Origin of the sequence: Bradyrhizobium erythrophlei (genome assembly GCF_900129425.1) — a bacterium.
In the GTDB taxonomy this organism is placed as follows: domain Bacteria; phylum Pseudomonadota; class Alphaproteobacteria; order Rhizobiales; family Xanthobacteraceae; genus Bradyrhizobium; species Bradyrhizobium erythrophlei_C.
On sequence record NZ_LT670817.1, the window covers coordinates 8989773 to 9014241 of the forward strand.

General features: G+C 61.9%; 22 protein-coding genes and 1 pseudogene. 18 read left to right on the forward strand and 5 right to left on the reverse strand.

The window, feature by feature from the left end; genetic code table 11:
- Nucleotides 1-53: 53 nt before the first annotated feature.
- The 3 genes from B5527_RS42765 to B5527_RS42775 all read left to right on the forward strand — a co-directional run bounded on the left by B5527_RS42765 (nucleotide 54) and on the right by B5527_RS42775 (nucleotide 1454).
- Entirely contained in the window at nucleotides 54-443 is a 390-nt protein-coding gene (locus B5527_RS42765) for a hypothetical protein (protein WP_154072810.1), read from the forward strand.
- The gene (locus B5527_RS42770; RefSeq protein ID WP_079606866.1) at nucleotides 444-764 is read left to right on the forward strand and encodes a hypothetical protein; all 321 of its coding nucleotides are present in this window, start codon (nucleotides 444-446) and stop codon (nucleotides 762-764) included.
- Between the two features lie 120 nt (nucleotides 765-884).
- Entirely contained in the window at nucleotides 885-1454 is a 570-nt protein-coding gene (locus B5527_RS42775; protein WP_079606867.1) for a hypothetical protein, read from the forward strand.
- Between the two features lie 347 nt (nucleotides 1455-1801).
- Here B5527_RS42775 and B5527_RS42785 read toward each other — a convergent pair whose 3' ends face one another.
- Nucleotides 1802-2827 (reverse strand): aldo/keto reductase, encoded by a 1026-nt coding sequence (locus B5527_RS42785; RefSeq protein ID WP_276329304.1) that lies wholly within the window; start codon nucleotides 2825-2827, stop codon nucleotides 1802-1804.
- A 238-nt stretch (nucleotides 2828-3065) separates the two neighbouring features.
- On the opposite strand from B5527_RS42785, the gene B5527_RS42790 reads away from it, so the two are divergent.
- The 7 genes from B5527_RS42790 to B5527_RS42820 all read left to right on the forward strand — a co-directional run bounded on the left by B5527_RS42790 (nucleotide 3066) and on the right by B5527_RS42820 (nucleotide 12112).
- Complete coding sequence (locus tag B5527_RS42790) at nucleotides 3066-4301, forward strand: molybdopterin-dependent oxidoreductase (protein ID WP_079606869.1); 1236 nt, start codon at nucleotides 3066-3068, stop codon at nucleotides 4299-4301.
- Between the two features lie 13 nt (nucleotides 4302-4314).
- Entirely contained in the window at nucleotides 4315-4644 is a 330-nt protein-coding gene (locus B5527_RS42795) for a cytochrome c (RefSeq protein ID WP_245332448.1), read from the forward strand.
- A gap of 452 nt (nucleotides 4645-5096) precedes the next feature.
- Nucleotides 5097-5504: a DUF305 domain-containing protein gene (locus B5527_RS42800; RefSeq protein ID WP_276329364.1), complete on the forward strand. Its 408-nt coding sequence runs from the start codon at nucleotides 5097-5099 to the stop codon at nucleotides 5502-5504.
- Between the two features lie 99 nt (nucleotides 5505-5603).
- Nucleotides 5604-6119, forward strand: a complete 516-nt coding sequence (locus B5527_RS42805; protein ID WP_079606871.1) for a DUF305 domain-containing protein — start codon at nucleotides 5604-5606, stop codon at nucleotides 6117-6119.
- The gene (locus B5527_RS42810; protein ID WP_079606872.1) at nucleotides 6116-7588 is read left to right on the forward strand and encodes a YncE family protein; all 1473 of its coding nucleotides are present in this window, start codon (nucleotides 6116-6118) and stop codon (nucleotides 7586-7588) included. The genes B5527_RS42805 and B5527_RS42810 overlap by 4 nt, the downstream gene beginning before the upstream one ends.
- Nucleotides 7589-7649: 61 nt before the next feature.
- Nucleotides 7650-10832 carry an efflux RND transporter permease subunit gene (locus B5527_RS42815; protein WP_079606873.1) on the forward strand — a complete coding sequence of 1061 codons (3183 nt, stop codon included), beginning with the start codon at nucleotides 7650-7652 and terminating at the stop codon, nucleotides 10830-10832.
- Entirely contained in the window at nucleotides 10829-12112 is a 1284-nt protein-coding gene (locus tag B5527_RS42820) for an efflux RND transporter periplasmic adaptor subunit (protein WP_079606874.1), read from the forward strand. The genes B5527_RS42815 and B5527_RS42820 overlap by 4 nt, the downstream gene beginning before the upstream one ends.
- Here the strand turns inward: B5527_RS42820 and B5527_RS42825 are convergent.
- Nucleotides 12109-13089 carry a hypothetical protein gene (locus B5527_RS42825; RefSeq protein ID WP_154072811.1) on the reverse strand — a complete coding sequence of 327 codons (981 nt, stop codon included), beginning with the start codon at nucleotides 13087-13089 and terminating at the stop codon, nucleotides 12109-12111. The two genes, B5527_RS42820 and B5527_RS42825, sit on opposite strands and share 4 nt — an antisense overlap.
- 417 nt (nucleotides 13090-13506) lie before the next feature.
- On the opposite strand from B5527_RS42825, the gene B5527_RS42830 reads away from it, so the two are divergent.
- From B5527_RS42830 to B5527_RS42855, 6 genes are all read left to right on the forward strand, one after another.
- Entirely contained in the window at nucleotides 13507-14184 is a 678-nt protein-coding gene (locus B5527_RS42830; protein ID WP_079607929.1) for a response regulator transcription factor, read from the forward strand.
- 67 nt (nucleotides 14185-14251) lie between these two features.
- A complete protein-coding gene (locus B5527_RS42835; RefSeq protein ID WP_079606876.1) occupies nucleotides 14252-15661 on the forward strand; it encodes a sensor histidine kinase in 1410 nt (469 codons plus the stop codon).
- 282 nt (nucleotides 15662-15943) lie between these two features.
- Nucleotides 15944-16207 carry a hypothetical protein gene (locus B5527_RS42840; RefSeq protein WP_079606877.1) on the forward strand — a complete coding sequence of 88 codons (264 nt, stop codon included), beginning with the start codon at nucleotides 15944-15946 and terminating at the stop codon, nucleotides 16205-16207.
- A 241-nt stretch (nucleotides 16208-16448) separates the two neighbouring features.
- Nucleotides 16449-16766, forward strand: coding sequence for a BA14K family protein (locus B5527_RS42845; protein WP_079606878.1), 318 nt, complete (start codon nucleotides 16449-16451; stop codon nucleotides 16764-16766).
- A 221-nt stretch (nucleotides 16767-16987) separates the two neighbouring features.
- Nucleotides 16988-17194 carry a hypothetical protein gene (locus B5527_RS42850; protein ID WP_079606879.1) on the forward strand — a complete coding sequence of 69 codons (207 nt, stop codon included), beginning with the start codon at nucleotides 16988-16990 and terminating at the stop codon, nucleotides 17192-17194.
- 216 nt (nucleotides 17195-17410) lie between these two features.
- A complete protein-coding gene (locus B5527_RS42855) occupies nucleotides 17411-17620 on the forward strand; it encodes a cold-shock protein (protein WP_079607930.1) in 210 nt (69 codons plus the stop codon).
- Between the two features lie 204 nt (nucleotides 17621-17824).
- On the opposite strand, the gene B5527_RS42860 is transcribed toward B5527_RS42855, so the two are convergent.
- From B5527_RS42860 to B5527_RS42870, 3 genes are all read right to left on the reverse strand, one after another.
- Entirely contained in the window at nucleotides 17825-19039 is a 1215-nt protein-coding gene (locus B5527_RS42860) for an EAL domain-containing response regulator (RefSeq protein WP_079606880.1), read from the reverse strand.
- Nucleotides 19040-19365: 326 nt separating this feature from the next.
- Nucleotides 19366-19776, reverse strand: a complete 411-nt coding sequence (locus B5527_RS42865; protein WP_425305052.1) for a hypothetical protein — start codon at nucleotides 19774-19776, stop codon at nucleotides 19366-19368.
- Between the two features lie 116 nt (nucleotides 19777-19892).
- Nucleotides 19893-21227 carry an MFS transporter gene (locus B5527_RS42870; protein ID WP_079606881.1) on the reverse strand — a complete coding sequence of 445 codons (1335 nt, stop codon included), beginning with the start codon at nucleotides 21225-21227 and terminating at the stop codon, nucleotides 19893-19895.
- A 623-nt stretch (nucleotides 21228-21850) separates the two neighbouring features.
- On the opposite strand from B5527_RS42870, the gene araD reads away from it, so the two are divergent.
- A complete protein-coding gene (araD, locus tag B5527_RS42875; protein ID WP_079606882.1) occupies nucleotides 21851-23587 on the forward strand; it encodes an L-arabinonate dehydratase in 1737 nt (578 codons plus the stop codon).
- 110 nt (nucleotides 23588-23697) lie between these two features.
- Nucleotides 23698-24416: pseudogene (locus B5527_RS42880) on the forward strand (ribonuclease activity regulator RraA).
- Nucleotides 24417-24469 lie beyond the last annotated feature (53 nt).

Below are 24469 nucleotides of genomic sequence, written 5' to 3' on the forward strand. Positions count from 1 at the left end.
TTCAGGGGGTGGTGCCTGCCGTCGTAGATGAAGCAGTGGCCGGAGGTGAAACAGTGGGCATCGTTGGTACCGATGGCGCTGGACTCCCCACGCTACCCGTTATGGGCAATACGCTTGTCGTCGGCAGCGCCGATGAGGGACTAACTCCAAGATTGCCGATCTCGTACGATCCCAACGGGACTCCGGCTCGAGCGCTGCTGGCCGTCGTGATGGACGGCGACGACGTTGTCGTTGGAGTCGACGATGCCGCAAGGCTGCTCGAGCCGGAGCCGCACATTCCCGACAATCCCGACGTGTCCAGCATTCCTGAGGTTGTCGACACTCCCGACGTCGCCGAGACCGCGGACGACGTCGAGATTCCCGGAGACGCTGATGTTCCCGGCGTCGCCATGGTGCCCGCCGTCGCGCCGGTGCTTCCGCCGGGCAGTCCGCCGCCATCGTAGGTGGCCGTCGATCCGTACAGTCCCGATGGCGAAACCCCCACGGTCGAACATCCCGTACCGCTGCTTGTGTTTGGAACGTTGATTGTGCCCGTCACGCCATTGGGCACCGGACTGATTTCGGGTGATACGCCCGTCGGCGGCAAGCCGTTCGGGCCGACTGGCGCACCAGGAAGCGATCCAAGCGAAGAGGTGGCGCCGAGCGGAGGCGTGAGCATGCCGACCTGGGCGAGTGCGGGGCTGCAGCACAGCAAGGGCAAAGCTGTCGCGACCAAGAAGGATCTCATGGAGGATCTCCCCGGTGACAGTGGAAGGATTACGTAACGAGCAGCCGCATGCACCGCAGTCAGCAGGGCAGCGGGGACAACGACTTTCCTTTTCATGGTCAGCTCTCGCTCACAGTTAAAGAACGTTTCAAGGGCCCGCGGAGCGATTGACGTTCCGATGGTCCGGGTGGTCCCGCTGGTCAGACTCGGCTCATTAGTCATTCACCTGCCGAATATTCTCGAAGTTAATGTTGATCCACTCGGATTAATTGTGGAAGACGGGGGAGCAAGGGTGTTCCCGGAAAAGTTCCCACTAGCAGCATTCGCAATGGGCGGGGGTGCCATTGTGAGCGCAGGTGCGGTCGTAGGCATTGTTGACGCCAACGAAGGCGCGCGCACGCTTCCTACGATGGGCAGCACGCCTGTGATCGGTACGGCCGGTGCGGAACTAACCCCTAGACTGCTGATCTCCGTGGAATCAAACGGAATCCCGGTTCGAGCGAAGCCGCCCGGCGTGGTGGGCGCGGTTGACGTTGGAGTCGACGACGAAGCAACGCTGCTTGAGCCTGAGCCGCACATTCCGGACATTCCCGAGGTGTCCAGCATTCCCGAGGACGTTGACATTCCCGCCGGAACTGACGGAACTGACATTTGCGACGATGTTGATGTTCCGGGCGTCGCCGTCGGGTCCGTCGTTGCCGCGGTGGCGGGCGCCGCGGTTCCGGCTGCCGTTCCGCCGCCGTCATAAGTCGCGGTGGATCCGTACATTCCCGACGGCAAAACTCCCGAGGCCGAACATGTCGTGCCTCCGCTTGTGATTGCACCGGTGCTTGGTATTCCAATTGTGCCCGTTACGCTGGTGGTGGGTGTCGGACTGACTCCGAGTGACGAGAGTTCGGTGGCGTCCAGCGGGATTCCCGCCGGGCCGACTGATGGGCTGATACCAAGCGGAGAGGTCGCGCCGAGCGGAGTCGTCGCCGTGAGCGGCTCGTCGATCTGGGCCAACGCGGGGCTGCAGCACAACAACGGCAGGCCCACTGCGGCAATCCAAATTCCTTTCATTGAAATTTCCCCGACATGAGCTGAAGCAATGGTTTAGGCAGCGACCCGATCCGGCGGCGCCATGAACTCCGGACCAACCGGATCCCTGATCGTCTCCTGCAGAATCCGGTCGATATCGGCCATCGCAGCGCTGTCGATGTGCCAGCCGGTGACGCCGGCGATCGGCGCGAGCTGGTCGGCGCGCCGCGCGCCCCACAGTGCGATATTCCTTTCGCCGCGATCGAGTACCCATCGCACGGCGAGATGGATCACCCGCCTGCCGTAATGTTCCTGCGCGAACCGGTCCAGTCTCTCGACCGCGGCAAGGTATTGTTCGAAACGCGGCGCGACAAATTTCGGATCGTTTTTGCGTAGGTCGTCGCCGGTGAAGCGGCTCGATTTGGACATGCTGCCGGACAACAGCCCCCGGCATAGCGAGCCATAGGCCAGCAACGCGATGTCGCGCTCGCGACAATAGGGAAGCACGTCGTCTTCGATGGCGCGTTCAAACAGGTTGTAGGGCGGCTGAGCGGCGTGCAGCGGCGCGACCTTGCGGAATTCGTCCATCTGGGCCGGGCTGAAATTGCTGACGCCGATGGCGCGGATTTTTCCGGCGCGGTACAGCTCGCCCATGGCGCCAGCGACTTCCACGATCGGCGTGTTCGGGTCCGGCCAGTGGACTTGGTAGAGATCGATGACGTCGGTCTGCAGACGACGCAGGGAATCCTCGGCTTCCTTGATGATCCGCGCCTTGCTGGCGTTGCGAAACGGTTTGCCGTCTTTCCAGTCGAGCCCAACCTTGGTGGCGATGTAAGCACGCTTGCGCCGCCCATCAGCGGCCAGTGCCTTGCCAACGATCTCCTCCGAACGGCCGAAGCCGTAGACAGGCGCGGTATCGATGAGATTGATGCCGCGGTCCAGCGCCGCCTGGATGGCGTTGATGGCGTCGCTCTCGTTGCTGCCGCCCCACATCCAGCCGCCGATCGCCCATGTTCCGAGCGCGACGCGTGAAGCCCGAATGGAGGTGCCGGGAATATCGACGAACTCCATGTCGGCTTGATGGGACTGGTTGCGGTTCATTGCTCAACAACTCCTGCTCTCGGCAGCGGCGCAGCGATGGAGCGCGTCACTTGAATTCGACGGCCTGCTAAACACATGATCTCGCCGGCGCAGGAGTTCTACTAAATAACGGTTTATTGTGCCGGCGATCTCTAAACTCGTTTTTAATTGATTTAACCGAGGCGATCGGCGGGGATCGTGGGGTTCGCCGCCGATCAACGTCCGCCGATGACGCACACGAAATTTCCGGAGGAGTAAAATGGCCGAGAATAGTGCTCTCCTTCACACCATGACACGACGGCGGCTGCTGGGCGCGGCAGGCACGGCAGCCTTGACGCTGACAAAGCCCGCCTGGGCACAAACGATGATCGACCTTCCGCTACCCGGCGGTCCCGGCGCTCGGCAGATCACGACCGCGTTTCCGCAGAAAGGGCCGATGATCCTGCAGCGGACCCGTCCACCGCTGCTGGAGACGCCGTTTGAAGTCTTCGACAAGGGCGTGTTCACGCCCAACGATCAATTCTATGTACGCTGGCACTGGGCGGTGATCCCGACCGACATCGATGTCGCGAAATTCAGCCTGACCGTGCGCGGCCACGTCAATCAGACGCTGACGCTGTCGCTGAACGATATCCTCAAGGGATTGCCGAGCGTGGAAATCCCCGCGGTGAATCAGTGTTCCGGCAACTCGCGCGGCTTCTTCGAACCCCGCGTGCCCGGCGGCGAATGGGCCAACGGCGCCATGGGCAACGCGCGCTGGACCGGATTCCGTCTGAGGGATCTGCTGGACAAAGCCGGCGTCAAGCCGGGCGCCGTGCAGGTGCGGTTCAAAGGCCTGGATGAGCCGGTTGTCGCGGATGCGCCGCAATTCATGAAGTCTCTGGACATCGACCACGCGCGCGACGGCGAAGTGATGGTCGCCTATGCGATGAACGGCGAGCAACTGCCATTGGTGAACGGATTTCCGCTGCGGCTGGTGGTGCCCGGATGGTATGCGACCTATTGGGTCAAGATGCTGGCCGATATCGAGGTGCTCGATCAACCCGACACCAATTACTGGACCAAAGTCGCTTACACCATTCCCGATACGCCGCACGCCAGCATCGAGCCCGGCCAAACGGACGTGAAGATGATTCCGATCAACCGGATGGTGCCGCGATCCTTTGTCACCAACATTCCCTCGGGCCAGAAAGTAAAGGCGGCTGCGCAGACCACGTTGCGCGGCATTGCGTTCGGCGGCGATTGCGGCGTGGCAAGCGTCGATTACTCGATCGATCGCGGCAAAAGCTGGCGCCAGACACAGTTGGGTGAAGAGCAGGGCAAATACGGATTTCGGCAGTTCGAGACCCGGTTCACGCTGCCTTCGCCCGGGGCGTACACCTTGTTGACCCGCTGCACCAACAGCAACGGGGTTGCGCAACCCGAAACGCCGAACTGGAACCCCGCCGGCTTCATGCGCAATGTCGTGGAACCGGTCGATGTCATCGCGGCTTGATGGAGGGATGACAATGTTTCGCGCTTTGCTGCCGGCCGTCGCTCTGTTGAGCGCGGCCTCGATGCCGTTGGTCGCTGACGCCTCGCCCATCTCCGAACTGAAGTCGGTGAAGGTCGATCTGCCCGACAGCGACAGGATGTTTCCCGGTCCGGGCTCGGACGCAATCAACAACAACTGCCTCGCCTGTCACTCGGCCGGGATGGTGTTGAACCAACCCGAGTTGTCGAAGCAGGCCTGGGCGGCCGAGGTCGACAAGATGATCAATACCTATAAGGCTCCGGTCGCCCCCGAGGACGTCGCGCCGATCGTTGACTATCTTGCCAGCCGCAAGGGCGTGAAATAGCGGCCCGGCCGCCGAAATCGCGCGCCGGTCGGTACGGCGTCCTCACCTGATGTTGCGTCCGGGCATCCGGACAATCACCGATCTTTGATCGGATCACGGATTTTACCGAGCGCAAGATTTGATGCTTCCCGTTTTGAATCCGGCTTTGCGATCCTAAATTGGTATTTAATTGAGAAGCTTGCGTATCGCGCCCATGTTCTGACGGCTCCCGACGTATCGTCTGTGGCGGGAGCTTGTTAGGGCGAAACTCCAAGAAAGATCAGGGAAACGCCGGGCGGGGACGTGGAAAGTCCACGCGCGCAATGGTTCTTCTGTTCGGAGGTAAGATGACGTTGTTCTCGCGCTCCTTCATCCGCAAACGTGCGATCTACCTTGCGACCACGGCTTCGGTGGCAGCGACGTCGCTTGTCATGGTTCATGGACCAGGCTTGGCGCATCGAGTCCGCGCAACCATGCCGATCCAATATGTCGCCGATCAAACGGACAATTCCGCCGAACCCTCGTTCATGTCGGAAAATGAATCCGCGATGAGCAAGATGATGACCGACATGACCGGCATGATGGTCAAGCCGACCGGCGATATCGACCGGGATTTCGTCGCGATGATGGTGCCGCACCATCAGGGCGCGGTCGACCTGGCGCAGGCTGAACTCAAATACGGCCATAACGAACGGCTCCGCCGTTTGGCGCAGCAAATCATCGCGAACCGGCAGAGCGAGATAGCCGTGATGCGGCTGGCCGTCGATGACGAACAACCGCTCCCGGCAGGTTCGGCGTCACAGTCCGCACCGCCTTCAGATTCACCGGCGGCGTCGCATGCAACGATGGGGATTGCTCATGATGCCAAGCCTCACAACTGAAGGGGCCGCTCGCAATCAGCCGCGCTCTTCTTGCGGTGACTTCCTGCCGGACGATGTCCCGAATTCCGGTGCAGGACCGACGGCCGCGGAGGATTCCACATGAGGTCGTTGTTGCCGGCGTCGATTTCCTTTCGCGCTTTGTTGGGTAGCGTCGCGGCGGTCGGCGCTGCTGCATTTTTGGTGGGGCGGGAAAGTCGGCCACCTTTCGTGATCTCGCCGTTTACGATCTGCTCGACGGCGACCGAAGCAGCCTTTCCCGAGGAGACGCCATTCCTTTCGGAAAACGACACGGCGGTGAACAAGATGATGTCCGGGATGGTGATCAAGCCGACCGGCGACGTCGACCGCGATTTCGTTTCGATGATGACGCCGCACCATCAGGGCGCGATCAACATGGCGCAAGCGGTGCTGCGCAACGGCCACAACGAGCAGATCAGGCGGCTGGCGCAAGAGATCATCGTCACGCAACAGCAGGAGATCGCGGCGATGCGGCTGGCGATCGGCGACCCGTTGCCGCCATCGGTGCCGTCCCCGACGCAAGTATCGGGTTCCTCCCCACGTTCTTCCACAGTGCCTTTCTTGGCGTCATTTCGAAAAGCCGGAGAGCCTCAATGAAGCGCAGCTCTTTGAATTTAGGTATTCTCGCGGGTGTCTGCCTCATCGGGCCAACGGCAGCCTGGGCCGGCCAGGCGCCTGGAGCGGCATTCGATCCGGACATTCCGGTCAGCCATCGCGACCGCGTCTATTCCGCGGACCAGTTTTCCAACACGGTCTCGGTCACCGATCCCGTCGACAACAAGCTTGTCGGCGTCATCCGCCTCGGCGATCCGCAGCCGGGCAATTTCAGCCCGCTCTATAAAGGACAGGTTCTTGTGCACGGCATGGGGTTCTCGCCGGACCACAAGACCATTGCGGTGGTTTCGATCGGCAGCAACTCGGTGACCTTCATCGATACCGCGACCAACGCGGTCAAGCACACCACCTATGTCGGCCGCTCGCCGCACGAAGCGTTCTTTACGCCCGATGGCAACGAGGTCTGGGTCACCGTCCGCGGCGAGGACTATGTCGCCGTGCTCGACGGCCAGAATTTCGCGGAGAAGTCCCGTATCAAGGTGCCGGCCGGACCGGGCATGCAGATTTTCTCGCCCGACGGCAAATACGGCTATGTCTGCTCCTCTTTCAATCCGGAGGCGGTCGTCATTACCGTTGCCGATCATCAGATCGTCGGCCACGTCAGGCAGGACAGCCCGTTCTGTCCGAACATCGCCGCCACGCCCGACGGCAAGCAGGTCTGGATGACGCTCAAGGACACCGGCCGGACCATGGTGTTCGACGCGCAGCAGCCGTTTTCAGTGCTGAAGTCGATCGATACCGGTCCGATCACCAACCACGTCAATTTCGCCCGCAATGCCGGCGGCACCTTCGCCTATGTAACGGTCGGCGGACTTAACGAGGTCAAGGTGTTTCGCACCGACGACTTCTCGCAGGTGGCGACGATCCCGGTCGGCAAGCTGCCCCATGCGGTCTGGCCATCCGGCGACGGCAGCCGGGTTTACGTCGGACTGGAAAATGCCGACGGAATCGCGGCGATCGATACCGCCACCAACAAGCTGATCGCGACCAGCCAGATCGGCCAGGCGCCGCAAGCCATCACCTATGTTCCCAATGCCGTTCCGGAAGGCGATGGCACCCAGGGGCTGCAGCCGCTCGAATTGGCGGGCCGCGCCACGCATCTCGTGCTTTCCCCTGTTACCGGCGGAAAGGCGGAGGGAAACGCGGACAATGCTCCGACCAGCGTGTCGCTGTTCGATCAGGGATTGACCCAGATATTCCAGGCATCCGCCACGGGCTTGCAGCCGAAGATGCCTTACGTGCTGGCGCTTTCGAGCGAACCCAACGGGAAAGGCAGGCTGGAAGTGATCGCTTCCTTCATGACCAATCCGGCGGGTTCGGCAATCGTAAATACCGTGGGACCGATCCGGCAGATCGTGCAGGGAGAAGGGCAGATGCCGCGGCGTTATCTGGCGATCGCGGAAGGTAGTCCAGACAAGCCCGGTCCCGTCGTGCAGGTTCAGTTGAAATAGCGAACGCCGGCCATGGCGCAAATCGCCGGGCCGGTGCGAGTGTGGAGGATAGATACAGATTATGGGCATTGTCCGTTTTGCGTTGCGATTTCCGCACACGTTCTACGTGGTCGCCGCCCTGATCCTGTTTCTGGGCATCGCCGCCATCCGGTCGATGCCGACGGATATCTTTCCGGAAATCCGCATTCCGGTGGTGACGGTCATCTGGCAATACACCGGCCTCACCACGCCGGAAATGGAACAGCGCGTCAGCACCTACAGCCAATATTCCATCAGCGCCAACGTCAGCGGCATCAAGAACATGGAAGCCCAGACCTTGGACGGTCTGTCGGTCCAGAAGCTCTACTTCCAGCCCGACGTCAATCTCGACCTCGCGATTGCGCAAGTCGTGTCCGCGACCAATTCGATTCGCGCGCTGATGCCACCCGGGATCGAGCCGCCGATCATCGTGCAGTACAATGCGTCGAGCGTTCCCGTGCTGCAGCTCAGCCTCAGTTCGGACAGCCTGAACGAGCAGGAGCTCTACGATTTCGGCATTTACCACATTCGCCAGGAACTGGCGCCGGTTCCCGGCGTCACGCTGCCGACGCCGGCCGGTGGCAAGTATCGGCAGATCATGGTCGATATTGACCCCGACAAGCTGCTGTCCCGGGGACTGACGCCGCTCGACATCGTGAATGCGGTCAATACCCAGAACCTGACGCTGCCGTCGGGAACCGCGAAGATCGGAAACACACAATACACGGTGCGAACCAACGCCACTCCGGCGACGATCGATGATCTCAACAAGATACCCGTCAAGTTCGTCAACGGCGCCACGGTCCTTTTGAAGGACGTGGCGCAGGTACGCGACGGAGCGATGGTGCAGCAGAACATCGTGCGCGAGAACGGCCACCGCTCGGTCTTGCTCAGCGTGATCAAGAACGGCAACGCCTCCACGCTGGCGGTCGTCAACGGCGTGAAGCAGGCCCTGGAGGCGTTCCGCCCCGCCGCGCCGGCAGGCATGCAGATCAACGAGTTGTTCGACCAGTCGGTTTTCGTGACCAGCTCGGTCAACGGCGTGCTGCGCGAAGGCGCCATCGCGGCTGCCCTCACCGCGCTGATGATCCTGATCTTTCTCGGTTCCTGGCGCTCGACGCTGGTGGTCATGATTTCAATCCCGCTGGCGATCCTGTCGTCGCTCGTCGCTCTGTACTTTCTCGGCGAGACGCTGAACACCATGACGCTCGGAGGCCTTGCGCTGGCGGTCGGCATATTGGTCGACGATTCGACCGTCACCATCGAGAACACCCACCGTCTGTGGACCGAAGAGCACATGCCGCTTCCCGAGGCGACGCTGCACGGCGCCGCCGAGATCGCAGTGCCGACGCTGGTTTCGACTCTCGCCATCAGTTGCGTGTTCACGTCGGTGGTATTCCTCGATGGGCCGGCCAAGTACCTGTTCACGCCACTTGGACTTGCCGTCGTATTTGCGATGCTGGCTTCCTACGGATTGTCGCGGACCCTGACGCCGATTACGATCGGCCTGCTGCTCAAGAGTGAGCGTCACGGCACTGATGACGGGACCCCGGCAGGCTTCTTCTCGCGGATCTCCGCCGGTTTCGACCGCGGCTTCGAGCGTCTGCGGGATGGATATAAGAAAGTCCTCACCACGCTGCTTCGGCGACGGGCCATCGTGCCTGTCGTCGCCGTGTTGATACTTAGTCTCGGCGCAGTGATGTTGATGCTCGTCGGTCGGGATTTTTTCCCGCTCATCGACGGCGGCCAAATCCAGCTTCACGTTCGCGCTCCCGCCGGGACCCGCATCGAAAGCACCGAGGCGATATTCCAGAAGGTCGAGGACAAGATCCGCGAAGTCATTCCGGACAAGGATCGCGCGCTCATTATCGACAATATCGGGCTGCCGGCGCGAGCCTACAATCTGGCATTCGCTGACGGTTCCACGATCGGAATCAACGACGGTGTCATCCAGGTCCAGCTGAAGGAGGGCCACAAGCCGACCGCCGGTTATGTCAAGACATTGCGTCAGGTGCTGCCCGCCGCGTTTCCCGAAGACACGTTCTACTTCCAGGCGGCCGACATGGTAACGCAGATCCTGAACTTCGGACTGCCGTCGCAGATCGACGTCCGGACAGTGGGCTCCGATCCGAATAACCTGCCATTGGCAAAGAAACTCCGTCAGCGCCTTGCCGCGATTCCCGGCATTGTCGACGCGCACCTGCAGCAGGAAGTCGATGGTCCGGCTTTCTACGCCGACATCGACCGGACCCGCGCCGCACAGCTTGGCCTCAATGCCAGTACGGTGGCCACCAACATCAATGTCAGCCTGAGTTCGTCGGTGCAGGTGTCGCCCAATTTCTGGACCGATCTTAGTTCGGGCATTCCGTATTATCTTGCCGTGCAAACCCCGGAATACAGAGTCAACTCGCTGAATGCGCTCAAGAACACGCCGGTTTCGACCTCGCTGGCGGTCAGCGGCCAAGTCGTCCCGGGCATGCTAAGCAATGTCGCGACGTTCAAGCGGGACAAGGTTCCAACCAATTCCAACCAGACCAATATTCAGGAGGTTTATGACGTCTATGCCAGCGTGCAGGGCCGCGATCTCGGTGGTGTCGCAGCCGACATCAAGAAGGTGACGACGGAGCTGCAGAAGGAACTGAAGGCCGGCAATTCAATTCAGGTGGTCGGCCAGATCCAGAGCATGAATGACTCCTTCCGGAACCTGGGCATCGGGCTCTTGTTCGCCGCCGTCTTCGTCTATCTGCTGATGGTGGTGAACTACCAGACCTTTGGCGACCCGTTCGTCGTGATCCTGGCGCTGCCGGTGACGCTCTGCGGGATCGTCACGATGCTGTTCATCACCGGCACCACGCTGAACGTGCCGTCGCTGATGGGGGCGATCATGGCGGTTGGCGTCGCTTCCGCGAACTCGATTCTGCTGGTGACCTTCGCGCGCGAGCAGCAATTGAAAGGACATTCCGCCTTCGAGGCCGCGATCAGCGCCGGTCACACCAGGATCCGTCCCGTGCTGATGACGGCGGCGGCGATGATCGTCGGCATGATCCCGATGGCGATCGGCGGCGCCGGCGAGGAGCAGAACGCCGCGCTTGCCCGCGCTGTCATCGGCGGCCTGCTTTTCGCGACGCCGACAACATTGCTGATCGTGCCTTACCTGTTCGCCATGCTGCGCAAAGGCAACGACGGAAAGCCTCACCATGGCGTATTCGAGGAAGTTCCACAATGACCGAGACCAGTGTACGGCCGGAGAGAGAAGCTGTTAAAGGCCGGGATAATCCCGGCACCGATCGCGTCGTTGAGCTACCGAACACGACGCCCCCCAAGCGGCGACGTCGTTACGGCGGCGCGCTGCTCGGCGCAAGCGCGCTGCTGTTGCTGGTGGGCGCCCTTGGAATAGGCGGCTGGCGCCATTACCAGGCCGAACTTGCCGTCGCTGCCACCACCCACCAGATCCAGACCGCTGTTCCCGACGTTCAGGTGGCTGCCGTCCGCGCCGGCGACGACAAGATCACCGTCACCTTGCCCGCGACGACCACGGCGTTTGAGGCGGCGAATATTTTCGCGCGCACCAGCGGCTATATCGAAAAGCGCTATGTCGATATCGGCGATCGGGTCAAGGCTGGCGCGCTGCTGGCGGACATCACCGCTCCCGAGCTCGACCACCAGATCACGCAAGCCCAGGCGACGCTGGCCCAGAACCAGGCTACATTGCAGCAAACACAGGCGAGCCGTGATCTCGCCCAGGTCACCAACTCGCGCGACAGCAATCTCGTCAAGCAGGGTTGGCTCACGCTGCAGCAGGGCGACAATGATCGCCTGACCCTGCAGGCCCAGCAGGCGGCGGTCGGAGTGGCCCAGTCGAACATTGCTGCCCAGGAGGCCCAGATTCGAGTCCTCGGGCAGGAGAAGGCCTACCAGCGTGTCGTAGCGCCGTTCGACGGCGTAATCACCCAGCGCAATATCGACAATGGCAGCCTGGTAACGTCCGGATCGACTTTCATGTTCACGCTGATGCATCCCGACGTCATCCGCACCCAGGTGTTTATTCCGCAGGACGAGGCTTTCGGAGTTGGGCCCGGCGTGGATGCGGTGGTCCGCGTTCCCGAGATTCCGGATCGCAGCTTTCCAGGCAAGGTCACGCGGATCGCGAGCGCCCTGCAGCCCGGCAGCCGGACGTTGTTGACCGAGATCGACGTTCCCAATCCGGATGGCGCACTTAGTCCCGGGATTTACTGTACGGTCGAGCTGTATATTCCGCGCAAGACGCCATCGATGATCATACCGGCCGACGCCGTGGTGTTCGATCAGAATGGCCTGCATGTCGCGGTGGTCGAGAACGGCACCGCCCACCTGCAGAAAATCACGATCGCGCGTGACTTCGGCAAGGAAGTTGAGGTGCACGACGGTGTCAAGCCGGGCGATCAGGTCATCCTTAATCCGATGGTGGACCTGGCGGATGGCGCCAAGGTAACGGTGCGCTCGGTGCGCAAAGAGCGGACGAGCTAGATCGGCGCAAAGAAAGGAATTGCGATGCGACGCGTGCTGCTTGCAACGGCCACCTTGCTGCTGGGCGCCCATGCCTGCCTGGCGCAGATCTCCACCATGGGCACCACAGCCATGGGCCTTCCATCGACGCCGGCGGCGATCCAGTCCTCTCCGCTCAATGGCCCGAGCCCGTTCTCGGCGACGACCCAGCCGGGCGCTCCCGGCACCACGCTGGCGCCGGTGCCGCTGGCTTTGAACCCTACGACGCCGGGAACTGTCGTGACCTGTGCCACCCCGTCAGGGCTAATCACGCCGGGAACCCCGGTCGTGGTTACGTCGATGTCCGCAGCGGGCGGCACAGCCGGGACGGCGCCATCGGGATCTGCGACATCGACGATATCAGCATCGCCGCCTGTCTCCCCCGGGTCCACGACCGGCAGTGCGACCGCGCCAACGCCGTTTTTTCTGTCGGCCCAACCAGCTACATCTTTCCTGTCCACAATTCCGGGCTCGACGATCCCGATTCCCCCGACGTTGGCAGTAGCAGCGCCGGTGCTCGCACCACCACCGACGTCTTCCGCGTCCACAAGCACGCCGACGCCATCGACGGCCACGATACCAAGCACGGTTCCGCCATTCATGGCAGGCGGCACAACGACGATGACGACGATGCCATCGACCGCAACGACGCCAGCGGCGTTGGGGACCATTCCCACTCCAATCGTTGCCAGCACGACCGGGATCACTTCGCCAACGGTCCCACTCGGCACCTCATCAACCGTCGTCTGCAGTTCCACGCCGGGAGGTCCGCCGACCAATGGCGCGGCATTGCCACTCTCGACGCCGGAAATTCCGGCGAACCCGCCACCCGGCACCATCCAGCCGGACACAACGGGCGGTGGCGGCACCAGCATCGATCCGACCATGGCCGTGATGCCGACGCCGAATACCTCGGCATGCGCCGAGAGCGTGACAATGAATCTGTCAACGCCCGGCATGATGGCGCCGGCCAACGCCACGGGTGCCGCGGCGACCCCCGGCGTATCGCCCCAACCGGGCTGCTGAGGGGGGAACTCGTTTCGCTACAGACCTCCTGACGCACGCGACGTTCCCGGCCGGTGCGTCAACTCTAAAATGCTATTTAGTGGTGCGGCCGATCTATCAAGCATATCTTTTTAATGAGCGGCCCCACCGCCCTTGCCCCCAAAGGCGGTGGCCGGTTTGGCCGCAGAGCAGACGGCGCCGCCTTGTCTTGTGCCCCCTGAATAAGATGGGCGGCGCCGTCCGGCTCTTAAAGCAACATCCACGATTTGCAGGTCGGTGATATCATGGCATCGGTTTTGGGCAAGCGTACGGTTCCAGGAATGCCGAGTGCGGGCACCGCGAATGTTTTCGCGGCAGTCGAGAATGAGCTGATGGCAAAAGTGCTTTTGATCGAGGATGACGGCGAAACGGCCGAGGAAATTACGGCCGAACTGGCTGATCGCGGTTTTGACGTCGAATGGTCGGCCAATGGAATCGATGGTCTCGACAAGGCGCGGTCATTGCGGCCCGACGCCATGATCGTCGATCGGTTGCTGCCCGGAATGGATGGGCTGACGATCATCGAAGCGCTGCGCAAGGAACAGGTGCGCACGCCGGTGCTGGTGCTGAGCGCGCTCGGTGCGGTGGACGATCGCGTACGTGGGTTGCGGATGGGGGGCGACGACTATCTTACCAAACCTTTCGCGGTGGTGGAACTCATTGCCAGGCTGGAAGCGTTGCTGCGCCGGCCGGTAGAATCGCGCGAGACAACGCTGCGGGTGGGGCAGCTGGAACTCGATCTGATCGAGCGCACCGCCAAACGCGGCGATCGCGAGATCGATTTGCTGCCGCGCGAGTTTCGCCTGCTTGAGTACATGATGCAGCGCAGCGATCAGTTACTGACCCGAGCCATGCTGCTCGAGGAGGTCTGGAACTACAAATTCGTTCCGGCAACCAATCTTGTTGACGTGCATATGGGCCGTCTGCGCCACAAGGTAGACGGGCCCGGCGAGACCCCCATGATCCACAATGTCCGCGGAGCGGGGTTCATTCTTCGCGCCGGGCCATAACATCCAGGTGGCCGGGGGCGATAGGCTGCGGTTGACCTTGAGCAGAGATATCGGGTGACGAAATCCGATGCGTCAACCGCAGTTCATGCGCTCGAACACCTTCCACTGGGCCTTTATCGTCGCCGGGGTGTTCGCGGTCTTCGTCACCGTGCTGTTCGGATTTATCTCCTGGAAGATCGACGACTATCTCACGGCGCGATCCGATCGCGTGATCACAGCGCAAATGGACGGCATTGCCGGCCTGCCGCCCCACCGGCGGCTCGAGGCAATCGATGAGCGCCTGAGGCAGGATCCCCGGGGCGTGCAGCTCGCGGCGATATTTGCCGCCGACGGTCACCGCATCACCGGCAATCTCGAGAGCCTGCCGCCGCATCTGCGGATCGACGGCCCGGCCCAACGCACCGACATCGTCAGGACGGATCGAAACGGCGGAGAGCGCCAGATCGTCCGCGCGATCGGCCGACGCATGCAAAACGGCGACGTGCTGGTGATCGGGCGAAACGTCGATGAAGCCCGCGAAATCTCGCGCGTCGTCGACGAGGCGCTGTCGCTCGGTCTGCTGCCGGCCTTTTTCCTTTGCCTGTTGGCCGGCGCGTGGCTGAGCGTGCGTGCCCAGCGGCGGGTCGAGGAGGTCAACCAGCGGGTCCAGCGCATCATCGCCGGCGATCTGCGCGAGCGGCTGCCGCACCGGACCGTCGACGAGCCGTTCTCGAGACTCGCGATCATCGTCAACGGCATGCTCGACGAAATGGAAGCGATGATCCATGCGCTTGCCAACGTCGGCAACGACATCGCCCATGACCTGCGAACGCCGTTGACACGCGTGCGGCTCGCGCTCGAGCGCGGCCGCAACAACGCAACGACGCCGGAGCAGATTCAGGCCGTCGCGGACAAGGCGATCGGGGGTATCGATCAGTCGCTGGCCATCATCACGGCCTTGCTGCGTCTGGCGGAGATCGAGAACAGCCGGCGGTCCGCGGCCTTCGGCAGCGTTCCGCTGCATGAGATGCTGCGGGAGGTATGCGACATTTACGAACCGATCGCCGAAAACAAAAATATCGCCTTGCGTGTCCGGGCGACGCACCGGCTGACAGTGCGCGGCGACCGGGATCTGTTGATCGAAGCGGTCGCCAACCTGGTCGACAACGCCATCAAGTTTACGCCGGAAGGCGGCAAGGTGGACATCGAACTTCTACGCAGGAATGGCGAGACCGTCGTGCGCGTGACCGATACCGGCCCCGGCATCATCGAACAGGAGCGCGAGGCGGTGCTGCGGCGTTTCTACCGCTCCGACAAGATGCGCAATACGCCGGGCGTGGGTCTTGGACTGAGTTTGGTGGCCGCGATCGTAAAATTGCACGGCTTTCGGCTGGCGATTTCCCCCGGCCCGGGTTGCCGGGTCGAGATCATTTGTCCAGGCCGAGAGGGTGAGAAGGGGCAATTGGCTCGGCTCGCGAAGGACCTGGACGCAAGCTGATCGTTACTATCCGCCGTTCGAACCGGGAATGCGCGCGCGCTGACGATGCTGATCGCGACGATCATCGAATTGTACGCAGCGCCGCGGCGTGCATTCGAGACCCGACCCCGTGCCATTCAACGTGGCGCCCGTATCAACCGGGCGTGAAGAGAATGAAATCGTATTTAATGGAAACCGGTATCGTCCGGCTTATAGTTGTCGCGGATGCACCACCGGGAGCGAGTCATTATCGCTTCATTGTCGATGTGGCGTCCATGCGCTCAATTTCAGTGGAGTGAATCCATGCGCGCACCTTTTCTCGCCATAGCAGTCCTAGGCAGCGCCCTCGTTTCGGGCAATGCCTTCGGCAATGATACTCCGATCAGAGGCCCCGGCTTCACGGTGTACGGTAACGCGCCAATTGGTCATCTGCAGCCTCGCGCCCAGCAGTTTTCTCCGAATTCGCCGGCGGCAGAAACCGAACAAGAGCTGTTGTCGAGGTTCAATGCCCAGCAGCAGAAGCAGGACCAAGAACTCGACAAGAGTTTGAACATCTGCCGCTGCTGATCGCCGTTTCTACAAAACGATGACACATATGAGCTGATCATCCCGACGAACGCCGCGACCCATAATTTTTGCGAGCGGGATAGAAACCCATCGAACGTTGACGGATCTGAATTTGATCGCAGGGGGTTGCCGGACTTACGTCGGCAGGGATGCACCCGAATATCAAGAGCAATCCGGGATTGGCATTTTCTGATTTTTCGAAGCGTGAATCCCAGAGAAGGATCAATGGAGAACCCAGATTATGACCATATCTAAAATCCTCCGGGCGGCGGTATTCCTGTCCATGATGACGGCGACGCCGGTGTTCGCGCAGGCGGCTATCCAGGAGCCCGGCGCGTTCGCATTTTACCATCCCGACGCCGACGTTCTGCACGCCGGCCGGCCCACGCCGGCCGAAACCGGCGGCGCCATGGCGTCGGCGCCGTTCGGCGGCAGCAACGCCTATGCCTCCATGGATAGCGGCGCCGGCTCATCCTCATGCGCCCGGCGTTACCGTTCCTACGATCCGGCATCGGGCACGTTCCTGGGCTATGATGGCAAGCGGCATCCCTGCCAGTGATGCGGCACCGGGAGACGGGAAAGGCGGCAAAATGGGCCGTCTTTTCGCCGTGTAGGCCCAATTATCAGGTTTTTGGGCCCGTCGGACCCGTGGCGGGCGGTATCGCCTGGCGGTGCCACCGCCCCGAGGCCGCCCTCTGAGACATGGGTTGACCCATGTGATGTGTTGCCTTGCCGGGCGGTTGCGATTAAAAGCCCTTCTTCCAATGGAAAGATCAGGCGATGGCCCATAATTTCGCTATCAATGACGACGTTCATCACCAGCTTCAGGGGCCGCAGGGACGCGCCGTCGTCAAGCAGCGCAGCATCTATACCATCGTCACATGCCTGCCGATCGAAGCCGATGGACGCCCGCGCTACCGCATCAAGAGCAAGACCGAGAATATCGAGCGCGTGGTGACCGAGGAGCAGATCAGCCGGCTGGATTGATCCGGCCCCTGTTCGCTTTTGACGTTATCGACATCGGATAGCTTATCCCTTGCTATATCGGGATTAGTGGTGTAGACGCCTCTCATTCGAATAGTCGATTTGCTTGTTGATCGCGCCGAACCGGCCCTACTCCCCAAGACATCGCTGAAATCGGATCAAGCCCGCGCGAAGGTCGTGCGGGCACAGCGCGCGTTTGCGCATCTTGGAGAAACTAAAATGGCTACCGGAACAGTTAAGTGGTTCAACGCGACCAAGGGCTTCGGCTTCATTCAGCCGGACGATGGCGGCAACGACGTGTTCGTGCACATCAGCGCCGTCGAGCGTGCAGGCATGGGCTCGCTCAACGAAGGCCAGAAGCTTTCGTACGAGTCGAAGCTCGACAGCGCGCGCGGCAAGACCAGCGCGGAAAACCTTCGCGCCATGTAAGGCCAGTCGATCAGGAGATTTCCGCGGATGTACCGGGATCTCTCATTCGACAGCGCCCCCGTTTGCCCGGGGTAAGATAAGATGATTGAAGCCCATCGGCGAAAGCCGGCGGGCTTTTTTCGTGGACGGCAGCATGTTTTCCAGGTGGCTTAACGCGGCCGGCGAGCAATCGCTTGCTCCTGGAAGGCGAAGTTGCTGTCCGTTTTACTTCGCCACACGCACCGGATGGGCCAGAGCCGAGCGCGCGAATTTCTTGAGCCCCATCGGCTTCCCGAACAGATAGCCCTGGACCATGTCGAAGCCCATTTCGTTCGCCGTGACAAAATCGGCGCGGGTCTCGACCCCCTCCGCAACGACCCGGGTGCTGTACCCCCTGGCGAGTTCGATGATGTGACGGCAGACCGTCTGTTTCAGCCGGTCGTTGGCGCAGCCGGTGACGAACTGCCGATCGACCTTCAGTTCGGCAAAGGGGAAGGCGTCGAGCCCCATCAGCGCCGGCCAGTCGGCGCCGAGATTGTCGATCGAGACCGCGACATTGTGAAAGCGCAGTTCCTTGGCGGCATCGATCACCAGATCCAGATCTTGAATGGCCTCGGCGCTGCTAATCTCGACGAGCAGTCCGCCGAATGCCGGATGCGCCGGCATCTTCCGGCAGAGATCGCGCACGATTTGCCGGTCCTTGAGAAACGAGACCGGCAGGTTGATCGAAATATCGGTCGCGCTTTGTTGTTGGAGCAGGTAGCGCCAATCCTCCCCAACGCGGTCGATCACGAAATCCGACAGGCGCAGCAAATGCGGATCGTCGTCCGCCGGGATGAAATAGGCGGGCGGGACGACGCCCCAGGTCGGATGCCGTATCCGCACCAGCGCCTCGGCGCCGCTGCGAACGAGGGAACGGGCGTCAATCTTCTGCTGATACCACAATTCGAGCCAGCCGGCGTGCAACGCCTCGGACACGTGGACCGCCGGGCTGGGGGCCGGCTCCCCCGGAAGAAGCGTGGTGACCCGCTCGCGCAAGGTCCCGGCGGCGAATGGCGTGGTTAGCGGGGGCAGCATGGCGAGGCCGTATTCCGCGCCGACCTGCTGCACGGCCCTAACGATGACCGACTCCCGGGCGCCTATGGCAAGAATCTTGCCGCCGAATTTCCGGCGCACCAGTATTTCGAGGATTTTGCCGGCTTCGATCCCATCGACCGATAGTCCGAGGACGATGAGATCCGGAAGCTGAGTCTCGAGAATCATGCCCAGTTCATCGGCCTTTGCGCACTCGCTGGTGACGAAGCCGAGATCTTCGAGCACGTCGGTAAGGAAGGCCCGAAGATGCTTCTTGCTGTCCGCAACGCAGGCCCGAGGTGTCACCTTTCGGCGTCCGAAGGTTTTGCTTTCCGCTGGATCGTCGCCGAATATCTCGCTCGCCATCGCTAATCTCCGCCCCGATGAGACGTTCTTAGCGGCGCGCATGGTTTCAAATATGGAGATTTTAGGCGCAGAGTTGAATTATTCGGGTAACGTTAAACCGCGCAGGAAGAATAAAATTGCTGCAGATTTTGTCTAAAATTGAAATAATCAGATCAAGTCTGGCAGACTTGGGCGACCGTCCGACGGCCGTCGGTTGCGCAAATTGCCTGCCGCCCGTGCTTCGCGGGCGGCAGCGACTAGGATCGAGTTCACGCCCAACAGCGCGCATGAGGCAATGGGCTTTGGGGTTTGATTCGACGCGGCGGTGACGGCGACCGCGGTGTCGCCTATTGCGCCTTCTCGTGCTGCGCGATGCCGACCGCCTTGTAGTCGTAGGTGGGATAGAATTCGGTGTGATAGCTGCCCCAGGCGGTGTTCTCGAAGATGCGGTTGACCTCGCGAAGCCGGGACGCCGGAAGCCGCAGCGTGACGACCTGTCCGATCCCCATCATCACGTACCAGCTAACGACCTCGATGCCGGGCGGCGGAAAGGCTTTGTAATAGCCTTGCTTCTCGAGTTGCGCGTTGAGTTCGCTTAACGGGCGCGACTGGTCGTGCTTCAGGAATATCGTGACCATCACGGCGTTGTCCGCTGTCGGTGCCGCGTTCTCGGTCGGCGGTGTTGCGGTCTGGGCTCCGGCGCCCGAAACGAACGCCAACACGCCAGCCAGCGCCGCCGCGGCTATCAGTAATCGCACCGGCACTGATCCGATCCCTCGACCCATCGCCATCTCCTTTTTGAACGTCTGATTACGTTTGCGGGACAAATTCAGACCGCGATTATCGCAGACCGGCGACACACGTGAACCTGATATCATCGTGATTGATATTCGCCGGAGATGTCCCTGCCGGTGTAGTCGGTCATCAGGGCGGTCGCCGCCAGCGTAATCACCGCGCAGATCGCGATATAGATCGCAATGGCCAGCGACGAGTGAAAGGTGCCGTACAGCCATGTCGCGATCAGCGGCGCGGGGCCTCCCGCGATGATGGATGCGAGTTGATAGCCGAGCGAGGCGCCGCTGTAGCGCAAGCTCCCGGTGAAACTTTCGGCGATCAGGGCGGCCTGCGGACCGTACAGCATGTCGTGCGGCACCAGCGACAGGATCACCGCGAGAAAGATCACCGTTTCCGATCCGGTATTCAGCATACCGAAATAGATGAAACCGAACACGCCGGTCGCCACCGCGCCGATCATGTACATGTTCTTGCGGCCGATGTGATCGGACAGATGACCGAACAGGGGAATCGAGACGAACGACAACATGGCGGCCGCGAGCACCGCCGACAGCAGGAAGTTGCGGGAGACGTGCAATGTCTCGATGCCGTAGGAAAAGATGAAGGCAGTAAAGATGTAGAACGGCGCCTGCTCGGCCATGCGCGCCAGCGCGGAGAGCAGGATTTCCTTGGGATGACGTTTGATGACCGTCAGCATCGGGGTGCGCTCGATCTTGCGTTCGGCGATTAGCTTGCTGAACACCGGCGTTTCCAGAATGCCCAACCGGATGTAGAGGCCGACGCCGACCAGTACGATGCTCAGAGCGAACGGGATGCGCCAGCCCCAGGCCAGGAATTGCTCGCCGGACATTTGACTGAAGGCCAGCACGGCGAGATTCGCCATGAACAATCCGCAGGGCACCCCGAATTGCGGCCAGGAAGCGATCAGCCCGCGCGAGCGATCGTCGCGCGCCCATTCCATCGACATCAGCACCGAGCCACCCCATTCGCCGCCGACGCCGACGCCCTGGATGAAGCGCAGCACGGTCAGGATCACCGCGCCCCAGATGCCGATGCTCGCATAGGTCGGGACTAGCGCCACCGCGGCCGTCGCCAGTCCCATCAGCAGCAGCGTCGCGATCAGCGTCGACTTGCGGCCGATGCGGTCGCCGTAATGTCCGAAAATCGCGGCCCCAATCGGGCGCGCGATAAAGCCGACGGCGTAGATCGCGAACGCCTCGAGGGTCCCGACCCAGGGGTCGGAGTGCGGAAAAAACAGCTTGGCGAAGACCAGGCCGGTGACCGTGCTGTAGAGGAAAAAATCGTACCACTCGATCGCGGTGCCGATAGTCGACGCGACCACCGCGCGCCGAAGCTGGACCTGGTGTTCGCTGGAGGTGAGGGAAATGGCCCTGTCGGCGTTGGATGTTGCCATGAACGTTCCCTCCGGCAGCGGCGCCCCCAATGCCCTGTGAATGGTTTGGCTAGGGAACTTGCGACCACGCATCCGGGTTCCAGGCGGCGGCGCGGGAATCGCAAAAATACCGGCGCCGGCCGGGCTCGGGCGCGGCCAGGCTGCAGCGATCCCGGCAGCGTTTACGCCGCCGAATGTGAAACATGTCACATCCGGCCGGAGGGTTCGGCGCTATCCATCAAGCGGCCGGGGCCTCTTGGCATTGAGGACAGGACACATGACAACGCGGCGGATGGTGTATTGGTGGTTCAGGTTCGTCGTCTCAGGACGATTTATCGAGACATTTCTGAACTCGCGGCGCGCGAAGCGCTCGTGAAGATTTTACAGCGGAGCTTCGATCGAACGATCGCCTCTTGCGGATGACGATCGCAGGTTCGCTTGCCACGCGCGAGAATTCCCGGGCTGGCCGCAGCTTCTCGCATTAGCCGCTCCCCCGCTGAGGGCGCCGTGTCATCCCGAAGCGCGGCTGGGCTCGAAAAATCGCAGAAATCGACCGGTCCGGCGATAAAACCGATCAAAGGGTGGGCTTGCCCCGCAGGGACGGGCTGTGAGATGACCCTTGGGGATCTCACACAGGTGCTTTCATGACAACAAAGAAAACTCCGGAAACGCTCCGCAGCGCGCGCTGGTTCGCGCCCGACGACCTTCGCGCCTTCGGCCATCGCTCGCGCGCGATGCAGATGGGCTATGCGCCGGAGGAGTGGAAGGACCGGCCGGTGATCGCGATCCTCAACACCTGGTCGGACGCGCAGCCGTGCCATATGCATTTCAAATCGCGGGTCGATGACGTCAAGCGCGGCGTCCTGATGGCCGGCGGCTTTCCGATGGAATTGCCGGCGCTGTCGCTGTCGGAATCGTTCCTGAAGCCGACCACCATGCTCTACCGCAACATGCTGGCGATGGACGCCGAGGAATTGCTGCGCGGCCACCCCGTCGACGGTGTGGTGCTGATGGGCGGCTGCGACAAGACCACGCCGGGCCTGCTGCTCGGCGCGACCAGCATGAATCTCCCCGCCATATATTTGCCGGCAGGCCCGATGCTGCGCGGCAACTGGAAGGGCAAGACCTTGGGCTCGGGCTCCGACGCCTGGAAATACTGGGATGAGCGGCGGGCCGGGAAAATCTCCGGCAAGGACTGGGTCGACGTCGAGGCCGGCATCGCCCGCAGCTACGGCACTTGCATGACCATGGGCACGGCCTCGACCATGACCGCGATTGCCGAATCGATCGGCATGACGCTGCCGGGGGCTTCCTCGATCCCGGCCGCGGACGCCGGCCACATCCGTATGGCGTCGGAATGCGGTCGCAGGATTGTGGACATGGTGTGGGAGGACCTGACGCCGAAGAAGATCCAGAGCCGGAAAGCCTTCGAGAACGCGATTACGGTGGCGATGGCGATGGGCTGCTCGACCAACGCGATCATTCATCTGATCGCGCAGGCGCGCCGCGCCGGCCAGGACATCGGGCTCGACGATTTCGAGATCGCCAGCCGCAAGGTACCTGTCATCGCCAACGTCCGGCCGAGCGGCGACAAATATCTGATGGAGGATTTCTTCTATGCTGGAGGATTGCCGGGGTTGATGAGCCGGATCAGGGATCATCTGCATCTCGATGCCATGACGGTGACCGGCAAGACGCTCGGCGAGAACATCGCGGGCGCCGAAGTCTATGACGACGACGTGATCCGCACCGTGGCCGACCCGATCTACGCCGAGGGCGCGCTGGCAGTGCTCAGGGGCAACCTCGCGCCCGACGGCTGCGTCATCAAACCCTCGGCCTGTGAGCCGCGCTTTTTAAGGCACACCGGCCCGGCGCTGGTGTTCGACGATTATCCGGCGATGAAAAAGGCGATCGACGATCCCGAGCTTGACGTCACAGCCGATCATGTCCTGATCTTGCGCAATGCGGGTCCGCAAGGCGGGCCCGGGATGCCGGAATGGGGCATGCTGCCGATCCCGACCAAACTGGTGAAGCAGGGCGTGCGCGACATGGTGCGGCTGTCGGATGCGCGCATGAGCGGCACCAGCTACGGCGCCTGCATCCTGCATGTCTCGCCGGAATCGTTTGTCGGCGGCCCATTGGCGTTGGTGCGGAACGGCGACAAGATTACCCTCGACGTCGATGCCCGCACCATCAATCTCGACGTGCCGGAAGCCGAGCTGGCAAAACGCCGCGCCGCATGGAAAAAGCCTGAGCCACGTTACGAGCGCGGCTATGGCTGGATGTTCAGCAAGCACATCAAGCAGGCCAATGAAGGCTGCGATTTCGATTTCCTCGAAACCGGATTCGGCGCGCCGGTGGACGAACCGTTGATTTATTGAGCCCGATCGTCGTTCCGGGGCGCGCGCCAGCGCGAACCCGGAACCTCGAGATTCCGGGTCTGGTGCTAACGCACCATCCCGGAATGACAAGACCCTGGGATAGAAAAGCCATGACAAAACTTTCCGACGCGACCCGCGATAATTCAAAACCGTCAGCACCGCCACAGTCGCCACCGCGCTCTACAAGCGCGGCTACCGGATCCAGATGATTCAGGACGTGCATCCGCTGGGTCCCGATCAGCCGACGCTGGTCGGCGAGGCGTTTACGCTGCGCTACATGCCCGCGCGCGAGGACCTCAACAAGGTCGAGGTGTTTTGCGACCGCTCGCACCCGCAGCGCAAGGCCATCGAGGATTGCCCCGTGGGCGCGGTGCTGGTCATGGACAGCCGCAAGGATGCCCGCGCCGCGTCGGCAGGCGCCATTCTGGTGACGCGGCTGATGCAGCGCGGCGTCGCCGGCGTGGTCACCGACGGCGGCTTTCGCGATTCCGCCGAAATCGCCAAGCTCGGTTTTCCTGCTTATCATCACAGGCCGAGCGCGCCGACCAACCTGACGCTGCATCAGGCGATCGAGATCAACGTGCCGATCGGCTGCGGCGACGCGCCGGTATTTCCCGGCGACGTCATCCTCGGCGACAGCGACGGCGTGATCGTGATTCCCGCGCATCTCGCCGACGAAATCGCCAACGAGGCTTTCGAAATGACCGCGTTCGAGGATTTCGTCACCGAAGAGGTCCGCAAGGGCCGCTCGATCTTCGGGCTTTATCCCGCGACCGACGAGCAGACGCTCGTGGGGTTCGCCGCGTGGCGGAAGAAGACGGGAAGGTAGTTTCTCTCAGCAGGTCGTCCCGGCGAACGCCGGGACGACGACAGATTTTTGAG